The sequence below is a fragment of the Mesocryomonas fontinalis genome (assembly GCF_055730125.2).
In genome coordinates this window covers 111,562-130,268 of record NZ_JBUZWG020000003.1, presented here as the reverse complement: position 1 = coordinate 130,268, position 18,707 = coordinate 111,562, and the positions used below count along the sequence as shown (strand labels likewise).

The window sequence follows — 18,707 nt, the reverse complement described above, 5'->3', positions numbered from 1 at the left end:
GTTCGATCGGGCGCCGCCCCGCGCCTTCGGCCGCACCGTCACACGCATGCAATGAGAATCGGCCATTGGCAGGAGGGCGAGGGGAGCGAACAGGATGGCGACCATGCATCAGCTGACCACGGCGCGACACTTCCGGACGCTGTTCATCTCCGACGTGCATCTCGGCTCCAAGGCCGCCCAGGCCGAGCTGCTGATCGACTTTCTCCGCCTGCACGATTGCGAGAAACTCTATCTCGTCGGCGACATCGTCGACGGCTGGCGGCTGAAACGCGCCTGGCACTGGCCGCAGGCGCACAACGACGTCGTCCAGAAGCTGCTGCGCAAGGCGCGCAAGGGATGCGACGTCGTCTATATCCCCGGCAACCACGACGAATTCCTGCGCGACTTTCCCGGTCAGCACTTTGGCGGCATCGAGGTCAAGCAGAACGACGTCCACGTGACTGCCGACGGAAGGCGGTTCCTCGTCATGCATGGCGACGAGTTCGACGTCGTCGTGCGCAATGCGCGGCTCATCGCCTATCTCGGCGACTGGGCCTACGACACCGCCATCGCCGTCAACGTCGTCTTCAACAAGCTGCGCCGGGCGCTCGGCTTTCCCTACTGGTCGCTGTCGTCCTGGGCCAAGCTCAAGGTCAAGAACGCCGTCAACTTCATCGGCGCCTTCGAGACGCTCCTCGCCGAAGAGGCGGTGCGGCACGGCTGCGACGGCATCATCTGCGGCCACATCCACCATGCGCAGATCGCCCGGCGCGGCGGCGTCGAATACATCAATACCGGCGACTGGGTGGAAAGCTGCACCGCGGTCGGCGAGCGGCATGACGGCTCGTTCGAGCTGATCTATTGGACGGCGGCAGCCAGCAAGGCGCGGGCACAGGCGGAGGCGCTGGCCGACGGCATTGCCGCCATGCCGGCGGCCGAGCGGCAGACTTCCGCGGTGGAGGCAGCCTGATGCGGATCCTGATCGCCACCGACGCCTGGACGCCGCAGATCAACGGCGTGGTGCGCACGCTGTCGAGCCTTGCCGACGAGCTGCGCGGCCGCGGCCACGACGTGCTCGTCGTCTCGCCGCAGGATTTCCGCACCGTGCCGATGCCGACCTATCCGGAGATACGGCTGGCCCTGGCGAGTTCCTACCGGCTGGGGCGGATCATCGCCGAGTTCAAGCCGCAGTCGATCCACATCGCGACCGAAGGGCCGATCGGCATGGCGACGCGCCGGGCCGCCATCGCCGCCGGGCGCAGCTTCACCACGAGTTTCCACACCCGGTTTCCGGAATACCTCCGCCAGCGCGTGCCGATCCCGGAACGCTTCAGCTACGCCTATCTCCGCCGTTTCCATGCCGCGGCCAGCGCTTGCCTGGTGCCGACCGAGGCGGTGCGGCGGGATCTGGCCGAGCGCGGCTTCCAGAACCTCGTTACCTGGACCCGCGGTGTCGACACGTCGGTGTTCAGGCCGCGTGAGCCGGTCGATTTCGGTCTGCCCGGTCCGGTCTTCCTCACCGTCTCGCGCGTTGCGCCGGAAAAGAACCTCGAGGCCTTCCTGATGCTCGACCTGCCGGGGTCGAAGGTCGTCGTCGGCGACGGCCCGGCGCTGGCCGAACTGCGGCAGCGCTATCCGAAGGTGCATTTCGCAGGGTCGCAGACCGGTGACATGCTCGCGCGGCATTATTCCAGCGCCGACGTCTTCGTCTTTCCGTCCAAGACCGACACTTTCGGCATCGTGCTGATCGAGGCGCTGGCCTGCGGTGCGCCGGTGGCCGCCTATCCCGAGCCCGGGCCGCTCGACGTCATCGCCGGCACCCGCGCCGGCTGCATTTCGGACGACCTGCGGACCGCGTGTCTGGCAGCGCTCGGTCTCGACCGGGCGGAGGCACTCGACCGCTCGCGCGTCTTCACCTGGTCTGCCTGCGCCGACATCTTCCTCGACACCGTCTCGGCCCGCCCCTCAGTCGCCGCGGCGCTGCCGATGGCGGGGTAGGCTCTTACGCCCAGGGCGCTTGGCGTTTATTCACGTCCGCCTCTCCAGGAGATCGATCGTGATGTTCCTGCCAGAGTAGAAGATGCCGAGGATGAGTACTGTGTGGGTCTCAACTGAGAAGACAATGCTGACGACGCGGTGGTAGCCGACGATGCGGATGCCAGGCATCACCTCAGGTCTTTCAGTGCCCCTCTTTGGAAACGTCGCGAGCCCCGTGCAGTAGTCGGTGAGGCCGATGACGAACTTTCGTGCAGTCGCGGGGCTCGTTCGCGAGGCGATGAAGTCGTAGAGGTCTTCCAACTCTGCGAGCGCGGCCGCATGGAAGGTGACCCCGTAGTCCACCGCTAGCTATTGCCGGCTGTAAGCGCCCGGTGACGCTCTTCAATGCGCGCTGTCACTTCCTTCAAAGAGATGCCGCTGTCCGGGTTTTTTCGGAGCGCCGCCAGCCGTCCGGGGATCTCATCCTGAAGCCATCGTTCGAACGCAGCGTTCTCCTCGGCCAGCAGCGTCAGCGCCGCCGTGACGACATCACTGGCACTGGCGTAACGGCCGGACTCAAGTTGCCTTCGAATCAGCACCTCATCAATTTCGCTGAGCGCTACCTCGGCCATCCGATTTTCTCCCAGCATCCGTCGCCAGCCACGATACGACGGCGATCGCGATCTTTCGTCTACCCCCACAGCGCAGCGGTTGGCGGCTCTACCATGGAGCCTTCATACCTTAACCCCTCCTCGCGGTCCGACGCCAGCAGCAGCGGGCCGTCGAGGTCGATCAGGTCGGCGGTCTGGCCGAGCAGGACCGCCGGCGCCATCGCGAGCGAACTCGAGACCATGCAGCCGACCATGACCCCGAAGCCGTGCCGGCGCGCATCCGTGACGAGCTGCAGCGCTTCGGTCAGCCCGCCGGTCTTGTCGAGCTTGACGTTGACGAAGTCGTAGCGGCCGACCAGCGCGGCGAGGTCCTGCGTCTCGTGCAGCGATTCGTCGGCGCAGACCGGGACCGGATGGGCGAGGGAGGCGAGAGCTTGGTCTTGGCCGACCGGCAGCGGTTGCTCGATGAGAACGGCGCCGGCCGCGGCGGCGGCCTGCATGTTCTCGGCAAGGTTTGCGGCCGTCCAGCCCTCGTTGGCGTCGAGAATCAGCCGCGCGCCTCCGGCGGCCGCGTGCACGGCGCGGATGCGGGCGATGTCGCCCTCGGGCGCGCCGAGCTTGATCTTCAGGAGCCCGCGGCCCCGGGCTGCGGCGGTCGCGGCGGCCATCGCCTCGGGGGTTCCGAGCGAAATCGTGTAGGCGGTCTCCAGCGCTGTCGGCGGCGACGGGCAGACCAGCGACGCGACGGTGGTGCCGTCCAGCTTCGCCTCGAGATCCCACAGCGCACAGTCGACAGCATTGCGGGCCGCGCCTGCCGGCATGGAGGCCTGCAAGGCCTTGCGCGACAAGCCTTTCTCGATCAGCGGCCGGACGGCTTCGATGGCCGCCGTCACGCTCTCGACCGTCTCCCCGTAGCGGGCATAGGGAACGCATTCGCCGCGGCCTTGCTTGTTTCCGTCGGAAAGCGTGGCGACGACGACGACCGCCTCGGTTTTCGACCCCCTGGAAATGGTGAAGGCCGTGGCGAGCTGAAAGCGCTCGACTGTGACTGAAAGACGACGCGGCATGAAAATTCCTCGGCCTGTTCGAGCGCATCGCCGATTGCGATTACAAACCGTGTATGGACGGTTAACGACGCCGCGCGCTAGGGACCGCCGCAACGTCGGGCGGGCGCCGCCGGGCATGTCAGGCCACGGACGCTTCATGGCATAAGGTGTCCGAGCATCGGGCGATAGAAGGTTTCGACCACAGGCATGACGGACACTCCAGCCGCAGAGACACGCGCCGACAAGGATGGGCGCCGCACCACCGCGCCTGCCCTGGTCGCCGACAAGGGCGAGGGTGGCCTGGTGCTGACCCTGTCCGGCGACTGGCTGGCCCGGACCATCGGCAGCATCGAGAAGACGGTTGCCGAGACGGGCAAGTCCGACCTCGGCAAGTCCGTGACGATCGACCTCGGCAGCGTCGGACGGGTCGATACCGCCGGCGCGCTGCTGGTCGAACAGATGTCGCGCAAGCTTTCCGACGGCGGCCGCTCGGTCGAAATGTCGGGCGTGCGGGAGAAGGACGGAGCACTGTTCGAGGCGGTGCGTGCCGCGATCGACCGGGTGCGGCCGGAGCCGGAGGTCGCCAAGCAAAACCGCGTCGTCGCCGCGCTCGATGGGATCGGGCGGAGCGTCTACGGGCTCTACGACGAGGTCGTCGTCGGCCTCAACATCATCGGCTCGTCGATCTATGGCGCCGGACGCCGGGTGACCGGCAAGACGCAGCTCCGTCTGCCGGCGATCATCACGCAGATGGACCGGATGGGCGTTCGCGCCGTGCCGATCATCGCGCTGATGAGCTTCCTGATCGGCGCGGTCATCGCCCAGCAGGGCGCCTTCCAGCTGAGAAACTTCGGCGCGGAAATCTTCGTCGTCGACCTCGTCGGCATTTTGCAGCTGCGCGAGATCGGCGTGCTGCTCACCGCCATCATGATCGCCGGCCGGTCCGGCAGCGCCATCACCGCCGAAATCGGCTCGATGAAGATGCGCGAGGAGGTCGACGCCCTTCAGGTGATCGGTCTCAACCCGGTCGGCGTGCTGGTGTTTCCGCGCCTCGTGGCGTTGACGCTGGTGCTGCCGCTCCTCGCCTTCATCGCCGACCTCATGGGCCTTGCCGGCGCCATCGTCGTCACCTGGATCTATTCCGGCATCCCGCCAGCCGCCTTCGTCCAGCGGCTGCGCGAGGCGATCGACATCGGCACCATCCTCGCCGGCCTGATCAAGGCGCCGTTCATGGCGATCATCATCGGCGTCGTCGCCTCCGCCGAGGGCATGAAGGTCGGCGGCAGCGCCGAGAGCCTCGGCCTCCACGTCACCACCTCCGTCGTCAAATCCATCTTCCTTGTCATCCTCGTGGATGCTTTCTTTGCGATCTTCTATGCATCCATCGGATTCTGATCCGTCTGGCCGCGGCCCGCCCGCCGCACAAGACGATGCCGCGGTGACGGCGACCGGCAACGGTGCGCCTTCTGCAGCACCAGCCCCCGGCAAGGGGGGCGATGACGACGACATCATCATCCGCGCCCGCGACGTCACCGTGACCTTCGGCACCAAGACCGTGCTCGACGGCCTGTCGCTGGACGTGCGCCGCGGCGAGATCCTCGGTTTCGTCGGCGGTTCCGGCCAGGGCAAATCGGTGCTGCTGCGCACGATCCTCGGCCTCAACAAGAAGCAGTCCGGCACGATCGAAGTGTTCGGCATCGACTACGACAAGGCCAATGACGAAGAGCGGCTGGCGGTCGAGCAGCGCTGGGGCGTCCTCTTCCAGCAAGGCGCGCTGTTCTCCTCGCTCTCGGTGCTGGAGAACATCCAGGTGCCGATGCGCGAGTATCTCGACCTGTCGCCGGCGCTGATGGACGAGCTGGCCCGGCTGAAGATCGATCTCGTCGGCCTCGCCCCGGATGCGGCGGAGAAGTTTCCGTCCGAGCTTTCCGGCGGCATGATCAAGCGCGCCGGCCTCGCGCGCGCCCTGGCGCTCGACCCGGATATCGTCTTCCTCGACGAGCCGACCTCGGGCCTCGACCCGATCGGCGCGGCGGATTTCGACGAGCTGATCATGACGCTGCGCGATACGCTGGGTCTCACCGTCTACATGGTGACCCACGATCTCGACAGCCTGTACCAGGCCTGCGACCGCATCGCCGTCCTCGGCAACAAGAAGGTGATGGTCGAGGGACCGCTCGAGACCATGCTCGCCTTCGATGACCCTTGGGTCAAATCCTATTTCCACGGCAAGCGTGCCCGTACCATCGTGCACCAGGACAAGTCCGCCGACGCCAGCAAGGGAACGAAGTGATGGAAACCAGAGCCAATTACGTGCTGGTCGGCATCTTCTCGGTGGTCGTCCTTGTCCTCGGCTTCGGCTTCGTCTGGTGGTCGGCCAACGTGTCCGGCGATGACAACCAGACCTCGCTGCTGGTGCGGATTGAGGGTTCGGTCACCGGCCTCAGCGTCGGCAGCCAGGTGCTGTTCAACGGCCTCAAGGTCGGCGACGTCCGCAATCTCCGGATCGATCCGAACAATCCGCGCGTCGTCATCGCCACCACGCGCGTAGACGGCACCACCCCGATCACCACCTCGACCCGCGCCACTATCGGCTTCGCCGGCCTCACCGGCCAGGCCTTCATCGAGCTGAAGGGCGGCGACAACACCGAGCGCAACATCATCGCCTACGCCCGCGAGCAAGGCGCCGTGCCAGTGATCAAGGCCGATCCTTCCGACGTGACCGACATTCTCGCCACCGCCAAGGACATCGCGCAGCGCGCCGACAACATCCTCTCGCAGTTCGAGGGCATGGTGAAGGACGTCGGCCCGGCCGTGCGGACGACCGCGGGCAACATCACCGCGACGTCGGAGAACGTGAAGGTCTTCACCGACAGCTTGGCGCGCAATTCCGACCAGATCGACGACTTCCTGCAGAGCGTCAGCCGCCTCGCAGGCACCGCCAATACCGTCGCCGAGGCGCTTCCAGACGCCATCCGCTCGGCGCAGAGCGTCATCGAGGCGGTCAATCCGGCGTCGGTGCGCACCACCGTCGACAACGTCGCGGCCATGTCGACGACCTTGCGCGCGCAGGCGGAAAACATCGCCGGCGTCGTCGACTCGGTGAAGACGGCTGCCACGAGTGTCGGCCGCGTCGGCGATACGATCCAGAAGAACACGCCGGGAATCGACCGCTTCCTGTCCAATCTCGGGCCGATCTCCGATACCGCCACGAGCGTTGCGACCAAACTGGATTCGGCGCTTGGCTCGGCCGACCAGATTCTGGCTGCGGTCAACCCGGCGGACGTCAACTCCACCATCGGCAACATCTCGGCCGCTGCCCGAAACGTTTCCGAGGTCTCGACGCTCATCGGCGCACAGCGTGAGGCGATCGGCGAGGTCATCACCAACGTCTCGGGCGTCACCCGCAATTTGAAGACGGTCACCGACAGCGTCGCGGCGAACGGCCCGGCGATCAACGGCTTCCTCGCCAATCTCGGTCCGATCGGCGAGAACGCCAGCGCGGCGACGATCAAGCTGAACCGTACGCTCGACGACGCCAGCGCTCTGGTATCGGGCATCGACCGTCGCCGCATTTCGGAGGTGGTCGACAACGTGGCGGCGCTGGTCTCCGGCGTCCGGGCCAAGACGCCGCAGATCCAGTCCGTGATCGACGGCCTCGATACGGCACTGCGCACCGTCGATACGACGCTGACAGGCTTCAACGGCACCCGCTCCCGCGTCGACGCCATCCTCGCCGGCGTCGATCCCGATGTCGTCAACCGCACGATGACCGACGTCTCGTCGGCGACCCGCAACGTCGCCCGGGCCGCCGATTCGATCGCCGGGGTCGCCAATGACGTCGGCGCCCGCCGCAACGACATCAACCGCGTGATCGACAACGCCGTGGCGATCTCGAGCAAGGTCAACACCGCCTCGACGCGGCTCGACACCGTGCTCGCCTCGCTCGACCGGCTGCTGAATGCCGACAGCACCGAGGGCCTCGCCAAGGAGGCGAGCCAGACGCTCGCCGCCATTCGCCAGACCGCGGCCAACATCAACTCCCGCATCGGGCCGATCGCCGACAACATCCAGAACTTCTCCGGCAACGGCCTCAACGAGGTGCGGACGCTGGTGCGGGACGTGACGCGGTCGGTCAACCGGATTGAGGGAGCGGTAACCGACTTCCAGGCCAATCCGAGCCGCATCATCTTCGGCGGCGACGAGGTGAAGCAGTTCGACGGCCGCAAGCGGCGGTAACGGCAGATAGCGGCCGCGCGGGGGAGACCACCGCGGCCGCGCCAGGGCATTGACACCGGCCGGCGCGTTTGAAGATCGTGCGCTGGCCGCGACAGAGTGGGCGGATGCTTCCGCCGGGCGTTGAGGAAAAGACCATGCATGCATCGATCCGGACGACCCTGGTCGCTTCCCTGGCGCTCGCCCTAGCCGGCTGCGCTTCGCTCAGCGGCACGACGCCGCCCGACACCTACGAGCTCGCCGCGCCGCGGACGGAAGCCCGGACCAGCGCTCGGACCAAGGTGCAGATCCTGATCCCCGAGCCGACGGCCACCAAGACGCTCGACGGCAACCAGATCGTCATCAAGCCGACGCCCTATACGGTCGAGTATCTCGGCCAGAGCCAGTGGAGCGACCGCTTGCCGGCGCTGGTGCAGGCGCGCTTTGTCCAGGCCTTCGAGAACACCGGCCGGCTCGCAGCCGTCGGCGTACCGGGGCAGGGCCTCGCCATCGACTACCAGGTCGTCGTCGCCATCCGGAAGTTCGAGGTCGACGTCGACAAGGGCAACACTGCGGTCGTCGAGTTCTCGGTCAAGGCGCTGAACGATCGCAACGGCTCTGTCCGGGCGACGCGCGTCTTCACCGCCACCGCCGCGGTTGGCGGTGCCGACACCAGCACCACCGCCGGCAAGGCCGCCTATGTCGCGGCGCTCAACGCCGCCTTCGCCAAGGCTACCACCGACGTCGTCGCCTGGACGCTGTCGCTGGTCTAAGCGTCGGCCTTCCGCGGGGAAGGCGGTCTTCAGCCCGTCCTCCCGCCACGGATGAATGCATCGAAGGGCCGGACTCCTCCAGGGGGAGTCCGGCCCTTCTGCGTTTGTGCGTGAAGTGCCGTTGCGGCGCAGGAGTGCATGGGGCCAACCGGCCCGGCAGAAGCCGTCGCGAGCCGTGCCTGTTGGCCTGGCTCATGTTCCGCTGAAGAGTCGCCTTGCCCGTCTAAGCCCATGAGCGAGTTCGATAAGTATCGATTCGCTCTCCGCCGTTTGAAACGACCGGCGCACGGGAATTGGGTGGCGTTGCCCTTCGAGGCATACCGTCCACGGCTGTCCGCGAAAAGCCGATGGCTCTGCTCCGACGCGGCGGTTGGATGTCGACACCGAGATAACCGGACGGTGCTGGCTCGAACGACCTGGCTCAAACTCCGAACCTCCCCCACATGACGCTTCCGAAGGTTTACGCGTCCTCCGGGCCGTCGATGAGGGTCCCTTTGCGACGAGGGCCCGTATGCCCCGCGGCACCCGCCCTGTCCCTGTCTCCATGAGAAAAGGGGCAGTCTCTTTCGAAACCGCCCCTTCGTTCACGTCAGGTGCTGGACTGGCCGGCCTGTCAGCCGTCGAAGCGGCCGGAGGCGTGGGCCAGCATGGTGTAGACCTTGCCGGTGTCGGAGCTCAGATAGGTCCGCGTCAGCGTGTTGTCGGTGTCCTTGCGAGAGACGTCCGTCAGGAGGTTCTCGAAGTCGGCGATGTAGCGGTCGACCGCCGAGCGGAAATCCGTGTCGCGCTGATACTTGCGGCGGATCTCGTCGAAGGTCTGCTGGCCCTTCATGGTGTAGAGCCGGCGAGTGAAGACGTTGCGCTCACCCTTGCGGTAGCGGTCCCACAGCTCGACCGAGGCGTTGTGGTCGATCGCCCGGGCGATATCGACCGACAGCGAGTTCAGCGACTCCACCACATGCGCGGCAGACCTGCCCTCGGCCCTGGTGGGCTCCGACGCCGTCTCCTGGGCGGCATGGGTTTCCTCGTCCTCGTCGCGGGAGGCGCGGCGCAAGAGGTCGGAGACCCAGCCGCCGCTCTTGCCTTCGCTCGCCTCTGCCTGGCGCAGCGGGGCAGCGCTCGGCGTCAGCATGGCGGCGGGACGCTCCACCTCGGCCGCCCCGCGCTGCTCGCGGGTGAACTCGGCGCCATGCGTCCCGGTCATCCGGGTCTCCAGCATGCGGTCCTCGGCAACCTGCTGCTCGGGCACGGCCTGCTCGGTCCGGCGCTCGGGCTCAGCCGGCCGCTGGGCGACCACCGTCGTCTGGCCGCCGGCCGAAGGGCCGGACTGGCGCAGTTCGGCGCGCGGCTGCGGCTGCGATGCCGGACGCCGGCTGCCGACGTCGAAGGCGCGGCCCGACTGCGAGACGATGTCGCTGAGATCACGCAAAGCGCGGATCTGGTCGGACACCGCCCTGCGCATCGCTTCGGTGCTCTCGCGGGCTTGCTCGGGCAGCTCGAACACGCCGCGCTTGATCTCCTCGCGGGTCTGGCCGAGCTCCTCGCGGATGAGGGTCGCGGTCTTGCGCATCTCGTCGGTCGCGCCGCTGAAGCGCTTGGTCGCATCCTCGACCACCGACAGCACAGCCGTCCGGATTTCCGAGGCTGCGTTCCGCGAGCGGGTCTCGACCGCCTCGAGCTGCTTGTCGGTCTCGCCGAGCGAGGCGCCGACTTCCGAGGACAGGCGGGCGGAGAGCATGCGCGAGCGCTGCTCGGTACGCTCGAACAGGCCGTCGACGACTTCCTCGAACGACCGCATGAGATCGCCGATCTCCTCCGAACGCGAGACGAGGCCGGCGGAAAGTGTCTCCAGGCCATCGCGGCGCTCTTCCAGCGTCGTCTGCAGGTTGGACTGGGCGCTGTCGAGCAGCTGCGCCGCCTCCTGCAGCAGATGGCCGTGGTCGTCGAAGCGCTCGGCGATCGAGGCGACCTTGCCGTAGGTGGAGGACGACAGCTGGTCGAGGCGGGCAAGGTTGCCGTCGAGCAGCTTCGAGGAGGCCGAGAGCTGCTCCACGGCGCGTTCGGCGCCGTTGGTGAAGCGGCTGCTGGTTTCCTGCAGCGTCGAGTCGATCGCGCCGAGATTGCCGCTGGCTTCCTCGACGAGGCTGCGCAGCGCGCCGTTGGTCTGCGACAGGCGTTCGATCAGCGCGTCGATGTCCTGCGACAGGGCCTGGCGCATGTCGGTCACGAGCCCGACGGCGTCGTTGGTGCGTGCGTCGAAGCCGGCGAGGATCTCGCCGGACGACTTGCTGAGCGTCTCGACCGTCTCCCCGGCGCGGCGGCCGAGGGCTGCGATGAGCGCCGCGTTCTCGGACCGCAGGCGGTCCGACGCGTTTCGGGCGGAGGCGTCGATCATTTCGGCGACCGCCGTGCCGCTCTCGGTGAAGCGCTCGACCAGCGGACGGGCCTCCTCCTCGATCAGGCGGGCGATCTCGGCGCTGCGCTCGGCGAGCAGCTCGTTCAGCGCCTTGGTCTTCTCGTCGAGGTCGCCGGTCAACAGGCGGGCCCGCGAGGCAAGCGAACGCTCGGAGCTGGCGATCTTGCTGATCAGATCCTCGCTGAAGCTCGCGGCGCTCTCGATGAGCTGGTCGCGGGCCTGGTCGGTCTCGACCCGGATCTGGTTGCCGACCCCTGCGAACTGCGCGGCAATCTCGGCACTCTGGGCGATGATCGCGTCGCGCGCCGTGTCGGCATCCCGCAGCAGGATGGCCGAGGCACCCGCGACGTCGTCGCGCAGGCGGCCCGAAATGCCGGTGAGCTCGCGCTTCATCGATGCCGAGGCACCGTCGAGATCGCCGCGGATGGTCGATGCGACCTGGTCGAGCTCGCCGCGAAGGGCCGTTGACGAACCACCGAGCGTCTCCGACAGCTCCCTCGAGAGATCGGCGAGCTCGCTGGCGAAGCGGGCGCTGCGGGCGTCGAGGGCTTCGCTCGCACGGTCCGCCTCGCTGCTGATGCGCTCCGACACGCCGCCGATGCGGCTGGCGAAGGCTTCGGTGTTGTCGGCGATGACGAGGCGAGCCTCGTCGCTGCGCTGGCGGATGACTTCGGCCGCGGCGACGATCTCGGCGGCGATCGCCTCGGCGTCGGCACGGAACCGGTCACGCGAGTCGCCGCTGGCATTCCGCAGCAGGTCGACAGCACCGGTGACCTGGCCGGCCATGGCCTGGACGACGTCGCCGATGTTGTGGCGGGCTTCCTCGCCGCGCTCGCGGATGGCGACCGCTGCTGCTGCGATCTCCTCGGCGATCACCGCGGCATCGCGGCGGAAGAGGTCGCGGGTTTCGTCGCCGGCATCGCGCAAGCGATCGGACACGCGGTCCATCTCGGCCGCGAGTGTCGCCGCCTGTTCGGCGATGATCTGCCGTGCCGCCTCGCTGCGGGTCCCGAAGGACGACGTGGCGGTGGAGATCTCCTCGGCGATGACCTCCGCGTCGCGGCGGAACAGGGCGCGGCTTTCGTCGCCGGCATCGCGCAGCCGATCGGACGCGAGGTCGAGCTCGGTCGACAGCGTGGCGGCCTGCTCGGCGATGATCCGCCGGGCGAGTTCGCTGCGGTCGCCGATCGAGGCCGTGGCGGAGATGATCTCCTCGGCGATGACGGCCGCATCCTGGCGGAAGCGGTCGCGCGATTCGTCACCGGCGGCGCGCAGCAGGTCTGCCGCCGTCGCGAATTCGCCGACGAGGGCACCGGCCTGGTCGCTGAACTCGGCGCGGCTTTCGATCGCGTCGGCCCGGAGCCTGTCGGCGACTTCCGACAGACCGCCGACGAATTCGGTGGCGAGAAGGGCCAGCCGCTCGCGGGAGGCCTCGGCCTCAGCGCGCATGGCCAAAGAGGCACCGCCCAGCTGCGTGGCGAAGACGGCGCCTTCGCCGACCAGCGTCTCGCGCACCGAGGTCGCCTCGTTGCGCATTTCCTTCGAAACGGCGGCAACGGAGAGTGCCAGGGCCTCGGCCTCGCCGGTGAACCGGTCACGGGCCTCGGCGGCGAGCGTGCGCAAGGTCTCCGACGCGCTCTCGACGGTGCGGGCGATGCGACCACCCTCGGCCGACAGATCGCCGTGCGCGGCCTCTGCCTTCTCCTTCAGGTCGTCGGCGATGCCGGCAAAGCGGGCGGAAAGCCGCTCGGCCTCGTCGGCGATCTTCAGGCGCGCTTCCTCCGTCGAGGCGGCGACGATGCCGCCGAGACCGGCGACGGCGCTGGCCAGCGACACGGTCTCGCCCTCGAGGCCGGCGCGGGCGCGCTCGGCTTCCTCGGTCATCGTGGCGGTAGCGGTGGTGATGGCGCTGCGCAGGGCATCCGCGACGAGCGCCGCGCGGGCGTTCAGCGTGCGCTCGACATTGCCGAGGCCGCGCTCGAGCGCCGTCGAGATCGCGTCGGTGCGCTGATCGATCGCCGAGGTCAGGCCGGTCTGGCCGTTGTCGAGGGCGGTGACGAGATCGGCACGGCGCGCTTCCAGCGACCGGCTGACTTCTTCGACGCTCTGCTCGATCGAGCGGCGGACGTCGTCCGCACGGTCGCCGAGCGTTGCTGCCGCAGAGCGCGTGACCTCGTCGAGAAGCCCGGAAATGCCATCCCGCTTCTCTTCGAGGACGGCGACCAGGCGGCCGTCGACATCGCTGAAGGCATCGGTGAAGCGCTGCACGCTCTCGTCGAGACGGACGGTGAGGTTGTCGCTGCCGCGACCGAGTTCGGTGGCGAGACGCGCCGTGCGCTGGTCGAGGCCTGCGAGAAGCGTGCCCTCGGATCCGTCGACCATCTTGTGGATGGTCTCCATGCGCTCGTCGAGGCGGGTGGTCAGGCTCTCGCTGCCACGGTCGAGGAGGCTGGCGAGGCGCGTCGCGCGGTCGTCGAGGCCGGACGACAGGCGGGCCGCCCGCTGGTCGAGACCGGCGAGGAGCGAGCCTTCCGAACCGTCGACCATCTTGTGGATGACGCCCATACGGTCGTCGAGACGCTGGGTGAGGCTCTCGCTGCCGCGGTCGAGCTCGGCGGCAAGACGCAGCGCGCGTGCCTCAAGTTCAGCGGAAAGGCGATCGGTGCGCTGGTCGAGGCCGGCCAGCAGCGTTCCCTCGGAAGCGTCGACCAGCGAGCGGATCGACTGCATGCGTTCGTCGAGCCCATCGACCATCTGGGCACGGGCCGCTTCGACCATGTCGCGCAGGTCGGAAGCGCGGGTCTCGAGATCGGACGACAGGCGTCCGGTGCGCTGGTCGAGGCCGGCCAGGAGCGTGCCTTCGGAACCATCGACCAGGGCGTTGATCGACTGCATGCGCGCGTCGAGGCCGTCGAGCAGCTGGGCATGGGCAGTTTCGACGATGCCGCGAAGATGCGAAGCGCGGGTCTCGAGGTCGGAGGAGAGGCGTTCGGTGCGCTGGTCGAAGCCGGCCAGCAACGTGCCGTCGGAGCCGTCGACGAGAGCGTTGATCGACTGCATGCGCTCGTCGAGGCCATCGAGCAGCTGGGCACGGGCGGCTTCGACGATGCCGCGCAGATCGGAGGCGCGGGTCTCGAGGTCGGAGGAGAGGCGTTCGGTGCGCTGGTCGAAGCCGGCCAGCAGCGTGCCTTCGGAGCCCTCGACGAGGGTGTTGATCGACTGCATGCGCGCGTCGAGCCCGTCGAGAAGCTCGGTACGGGCGGCTTCCACGATGCCGCGGAGGTCTGCAGCGCGGGTCTCGAGGTCGGAGGACAGGCGCACGGTGCGCTGGTCGAGGCCGGCCAGCAGCGTTCCCTCGGAGCCGTCGACCAGCGAGTGGATCGACTGCATGCGCTCGTCGAGGCCATCCAGCAGCTGCGAGCGGGCGGCCTCCACGATGTCGCGCAGGCCAGCGGCGCGGGCATCGAGGCCCTCGTTGAGCTGGCGGGTGCGGGCTTCGAGATCGCCGGAGAGTGTCATGGTGCGGTCGTCGAGGCCGACGACGATCTGGTTGCGCGAGTCTTCGACCACGGCGCGCAGCGTTTCGACGCGGCTGACGAGATCGTCGGTGATGCCGTTGACGGCCGTCTCGAAGGCACTGCGGATGCCGCCGACACGCTCGTCGAGCGCCCCGACCAGCGTCTCGTGCGTCTCCTGCGCCAGACTGCGCAAGGTCTCGGTGCGGTCGCCGAGCGCCGTGCCGAGGGCGGCATGGCGGGCGTCGAGGGTCTCCACGAGACCGGTCTCGGTTTCGCGCAGCAGCTTCTCGGTGGCCGTGATGCGGTCGGCGAGATCGGTGCCGAAGCTGGCGGCCCGGGTGTCGAAGCCGTCGAACAGGCGGGTGGACCGATCGTCGATCGCACCGACGAAGATGTCGGCCTTTTCGGCGAGCAGCGTCTCGATGGCCAGGCGACGCTGGTCGAGCATGTCGGCGATGCTCTTCGTGCGCTGGTCGGTGCCGGCGCCGAGCGAGGTCTCGGCCTGTTCGAGGATGGTCTGCAGCCGGTCGACATTGCCTTCGATCGAGGCGCCGATCGAACCGGCGCGCTCCTCCAGATTGCCGATGAGGCTCTGATGGGCGAAGGCGAGGGTGGTCTCGAGGTCCTCGGTGCCGTTCTTCAGCGCCGACTCGAGCGAGCCGATGCGCTCGTCGACGGTGCGGCTGAAGCTGCCGGCATTCTCGTCCATGATCGACCGGAAACCGGCCATGCGCTCGTCGAGGAGCGTGCGGATTTCGGCGGCGCGGCCTTCGAGCGTCGAGCCGGCGAGCGCCACGGCGGCGCCGGTCGAGGTGGCCAGCTCGCCTTGTGCTGCGGCGACGGCCTCGGAAATCTCGCGGCTGCGCTCGGCGAGCGTGCGGGCGAACTCGACGGAGCGCTGCTGCAGGGCATTGGCGATGCGGTCGCTGGACTCGACGATGGTCGAGGTGCGGGTCTCGATGGCCGAGACCAGGGCGCCGCCGCGTTCGCTGAGGGTCGCCTCCAGCCGGTCGAGGCGCTCGTCGATGTTGCCGATGGTCTCGCTGTTCTTCTCCGACAGCATCTCGGCCGCGCGCTCGGTGCGCTCCTGCAGGCCAAGCGTCAGGAGATCGAGGAAGCGCGTGCTTTCGTCGGTGAGGGTACGCGAGCGCTGGTCGAGCGTCTCGCCGAGGGCGTCCATGAAGGTCTGCCCGTCACTTTCCAGCCGCTCGGTGCGGGTGGAGAGAAGGCCGGCGACGGCATCGCCCGACGCCTGCAGGCGATGGCTAAGCGTCTCGCTCATCTCGCCGATGGTTCGGGTCATCGCCTCGGTGCGGTCCTGCAGCTCGGTGGAGCGGGCTTCGAGGAGGCCCGTGACGGTCTCGCCGGTAACCTGCAGCCGCTCGGTCGCGGCTTCGGCGCTCTGGTTGATGCGGGCGACAAAGCCCTCGCTCGACGCATCGAGACGCTCACTCGCGATGCGGCTCTTGTCCTCGAACAGGGAGGCGAGGTCGGCGCTGCGGGCGGTGTAGATCTGCGACAGCTCGTCGCCCCGGTTCTCCAGGAGGGTTTCGAACTTCGTCGAGGCATCCTCGATGCGGCGGAGGATCTCGTGCGAGGCGGTGTCGACGTCCTCGACCAGGCGCTGGTGCGAACCGACGACGGACGAGCGCAGCTTCTCGGCATGGCTCAGCATCGCCTCGCGCTCGGCGGCGAGATCGTTGACGAGCGAGCGGATCCGCACCTCGTTGTCGGCATAGGAGCGCTCGAGCGCGGTCACCTCGGCATGGACGAGGGTCTCGAGCTCCGACGTGCGGGCGAGCGCCCGCTCGACGCCTTCGCCGAGCGCCGAGACTTCGCGGCGAACCGCCTGGCCGACGCTCATCACGCGCTCGGTGGCGACGCTCTCCGGCTCGGCAAGGCGCAAGGCAACCTCGGCCATCGAGCGGCTCATCAGGCGCAGTTCGGACGAGCGGCGGACCATGACGGCGAAGGCGAAGATCAGAAGGACCGGCAGCACGGCGAGGGCGGTGACGACCAGCAGCCCGGTGGACCGCGTCAGCTCCGCAGCGCTGCCGGGGAGGGTGAAGAGGTTGGCGCCGTAGACGCCGTAGCCCAGGAAGACGGCAAGGCCGAACCAGAGCGCCGAGACGATGGCGGCAATCACCAGCGGCGTGCGCGAGGGGCGGCGCGACAGGATGGCCTGCGCGATCACCGAGGAACGGCGCAGCTCGTCGTTCGCCGGCACCTTGCGGTTGCTGGCGGGGGCATTGGCGGCGGTCATCGGCGCCGACGGTGCAGGAGCTTCTCTTGGCGGGGTCGTGCGGCTCGGGCCAGCGGTGCCGGTGTCGCCAAATGACGGCGTAGACGCGTTGTCGCCGGCTGGCGAAACCGGCGTGGACGAGGACGCGGACGAGGACACCGTGGAAGAGGACGGCGCCAAAGGCCGCTGGCGAATGGCTCCGGCGGCATCGCGGCCGGCCGTGCTGCCCGCGGCGGCGGCGGCGGTCGCAGTGTTGGCGGCGGCAAAGGCGGCGGCGCCAACCGCGGCGCCGGTGGTGGCTTCCATCAAGGGGACGTCGACGGACTGGAAGGCGCCGGTCGCCTCCTCGATCTGCCGGTCGAATTCGGTGAACGCGAAGTCGATGTCGATCGTGTCGGCGCTCAGCGTTTCCACTTCGACATGGCCTTCGGCCTCGCCGCCAATGTCGATCGTTTCGGCCTCCGCCGCCGTGTCGGCGGGCATGAAGTCGGCCGTCAGCGCGGCTTCGAGTTCGTCCAGCGCCCCTTCGGGCAGCGTGTCGGAAGTCTTGATATTCGCCATGTGCGGTCGCGCCTCATACTCGTTACGCCGACCCGCCTGAGGGCCGCATCCCGATACTCGAGCCGGAGCCGGTGCATCCGGCTGAAGTCTCGGGGACGATCCGCGTGTGCTCCTGAGGAAGCACGCGCGGCTTTGGTCATCTTGTATGGTAGTTACGGGCGTTTTCGAAAGAAACCGTAAAACCCGACGATCCTTACAAGTTTAAACATACGGTTAACGACAAAGCTAAAAACTGAGATTTTTCGCCTGCAGCCGGTGGTGGGCAGGGGCTCGGCCGGCAGCTTCCGCCGTCTCGGCCGGCTTCGCCCCGGCTATGCCATTAGCCAGCCATCGTTTTTTGTCACCGGTTCCCCGATTTGCCCGCCGACCCCGCGGAAATGGTCCGGCAACGTTAATCCACTCTACACCATCTACGGGCAGCATTGAATGCTGGGGCGGAATTCGCCTGTGAATCCAGCGCCGCGCACGGACAGTGTGCAGCAGGCCCGATTCGCGGGCTTTGCCGGTCGCACGACGACGGAGACGAGGCCATGCGCCAATCCATCCCATCCCCGACCGCCGCATCGATGCGGACCGCGTGCCCATCGCGCGGACGGCCGATCGATCTCGTCCACCTGTCGCGGCAGACGCTCGGCGATAGCGCGCTGGAGCAGGAGGTGCTCGGGCTGATGGGCCGGCAGATCGAGGTCTTCGCGTGCCGGATCGACCTTGCGACCGACGACGAGCGGCGGCACATCGCCCACGCGCTGAAGGGCGCGGCGCGCAACATCGGCGCCTTCGCCTTGGCCGATGCGGCGGAGGTGTTCGAGCAGGCACCGGCCGATGGCACCGCCCGCGCGACGCTGGGCGAGGAGATGCGCCGGACGTCCGCCTTCATCACCGGCCTCAACCCCGGCTGAACGGCGCGCCGACAGGAACGGTCCGGCTTTGCTGGAACTGTTCCAGACTGCGGTTGACTTCCGCGCAACCGAGCCGCTAACCCATTTCTCGAAACGCAAGCGGCAGGGCTCCATGACGCACATCACCTTCGTCACCCATGGCGGCGAGCGCTACGAGGTCGAGGCGCCCAATGGCAGCTCGGCGATGGAAGCCGCGATCCGCAATTCGGTGCCGGGCATCGATGCCGAATGCGGCGGCGCCTGCGCCTGCGCGACGTGCCATGTCTACGTCGACGCGGAATGGACGGCGATCGTCGGCGAGCCCGAATCCATGGAAGAGGACATGCTGGATTTCGCCGTCGACATGCGGCCGAATTCGCGGCTTTCCTGCCAGATCCGCATCCGCGACGAACTCGACGGTCTGGTGCTGACCATTCCCGAACGCCAGTCCTAGGGCGAAAGTCGGTCGCAGGCGGTCGCCTCGGCCCTCA

The 18,707-nt window shown here is 68.1% G+C and carries 12 protein-coding genes; 8 read left to right on the top strand and 4 right to left on the bottom strand.

Annotated features, from left to right (window positions below):
* Window positions 1-94 precede the first annotated feature (94 nt).
* Window positions 95-949 carry a UDP-2,3-diacylglucosamine diphosphatase gene (locus ACZL02_RS08750; RefSeq protein WP_472935009.1) on the top strand — a complete coding sequence of 285 codons (855 nt, stop codon included), beginning with the start codon at window positions 95-97 and terminating at the stop codon, window positions 947-949.
* The gene (locus ACZL02_RS08745) at window positions 949-1,977 is read left to right on the top strand and encodes a glycosyltransferase family 4 protein (protein ID WP_472937403.1); all 1,029 of its coding nucleotides are present in this window, start codon (window positions 949-951) and stop codon (window positions 1,975-1,977) included. Before ACZL02_RS08750 ends, ACZL02_RS08745 begins: the two co-directional genes overlap by 1 nt.
* A 30-nt stretch (window positions 1,978-2,007) precedes the next feature.
* Here ACZL02_RS08745 and ACZL02_RS08740 read toward each other — a convergent pair whose 3' ends face one another.
* Genes ACZL02_RS08740 through dgcA form a run of 3 tightly spaced genes read right to left on the bottom strand, consistent with a single transcriptional unit; the run spans window position 2,008 to window position 3,634 of the window.
* Window positions 2,008-2,319 carry a type II toxin-antitoxin system RelE/ParE family toxin gene (locus ACZL02_RS08740; RefSeq protein WP_472937404.1) on the bottom strand — a complete coding sequence of 104 codons (312 nt, stop codon included), beginning with the start codon at window positions 2,317-2,319 and terminating at the stop codon, window positions 2,008-2,010.
* Between the two features lie 2 nt (window positions 2,320-2,321).
* Window positions 2,322-2,588 carry a ribbon-helix-helix domain-containing protein gene (locus ACZL02_RS08735; RefSeq protein ID WP_472937405.1) on the bottom strand — a complete coding sequence of 89 codons (267 nt, stop codon included), beginning with the start codon at window positions 2,586-2,588 and terminating at the stop codon, window positions 2,322-2,324.
* Window positions 2,589-2,647: 59 nt separating this feature from the next.
* Window positions 2,648-3,634, bottom strand: a complete 987-nt coding sequence (gene dgcA / locus ACZL02_RS08730; protein ID WP_472937406.1) for an N-acetyl-D-Glu racemase DgcA — start codon at window positions 3,632-3,634, stop codon at window positions 2,648-2,650.
* A 186-nt stretch (window positions 3,635-3,820) separates the two neighbouring features.
* On the opposite strand from dgcA, the gene ACZL02_RS08725 reads away from it, so the two are divergent.
* The 4 genes from ACZL02_RS08725 (at window position 3,821) to ACZL02_RS08710 (ending at window position 8,601) form a co-directional block, all read left to right on the top strand.
* On the top strand, window positions 3,821-5,008 hold the full coding sequence (locus ACZL02_RS08725; RefSeq protein ID WP_472937407.1) for an ABC transporter permease: 1,188 nt from the start codon (window positions 3,821-3,823) through the stop codon (window positions 5,006-5,008).
* Window positions 4,989-5,906: an ABC transporter ATP-binding protein gene (locus tag ACZL02_RS08720; protein WP_472937408.1), complete on the top strand. Its 918-nt coding sequence runs from the start codon at window positions 4,989-4,991 to the stop codon at window positions 5,904-5,906. Before ACZL02_RS08725 ends, ACZL02_RS08720 begins: the two co-directional genes overlap by 20 nt.
* The gene (locus tag ACZL02_RS08715; protein WP_472937409.1) at window positions 5,906-7,852 is read left to right on the top strand and encodes an MlaD family protein; all 1,947 of its coding nucleotides are present in this window, start codon (window positions 5,906-5,908) and stop codon (window positions 7,850-7,852) included. Before ACZL02_RS08720 ends, ACZL02_RS08715 begins: the two co-directional genes overlap by 1 nt.
* Window positions 7,853-7,986: 134 nt before the next feature.
* A complete protein-coding gene (locus tag ACZL02_RS08710) occupies window positions 7,987-8,601 on the top strand; it encodes an ABC-type transport auxiliary lipoprotein family protein (protein WP_472937410.1) in 615 nt (204 codons plus the stop codon).
* Between the two features lie 613 nt (window positions 8,602-9,214).
* On the opposite strand, the gene ACZL02_RS08705 is transcribed toward ACZL02_RS08710, so the two are convergent.
* Window positions 9,215-17,338, bottom strand: a complete 8,124-nt coding sequence (locus ACZL02_RS08705) for an apolipoprotein A-IV repeat region-like domain-containing protein (RefSeq protein ID WP_472937411.1) — start codon at window positions 17,336-17,338, stop codon at window positions 9,215-9,217.
* A 530-nt stretch (window positions 17,339-17,868) separates the two neighbouring features.
* Between ACZL02_RS08705 and ACZL02_RS08700 the strand changes: the two genes are divergently transcribed.
* Both ACZL02_RS08700 and ACZL02_RS08695 read left to right on the top strand, forming a co-directional pair.
* A complete protein-coding gene (locus ACZL02_RS08700) occupies window positions 17,869-18,237 on the top strand; it encodes an Hpt domain-containing protein (RefSeq protein ID WP_472937412.1) in 369 nt (122 codons plus the stop codon).
* Between the two features lie 112 nt (window positions 18,238-18,349).
* Entirely contained in the window at window positions 18,350-18,670 is a 321-nt protein-coding gene (locus ACZL02_RS08695) for a 2Fe-2S iron-sulfur cluster-binding protein (RefSeq protein WP_472937413.1), read from the top strand.
* The last annotated feature ends 37 nt before the right edge of the window (window positions 18,671-18,707 follow it).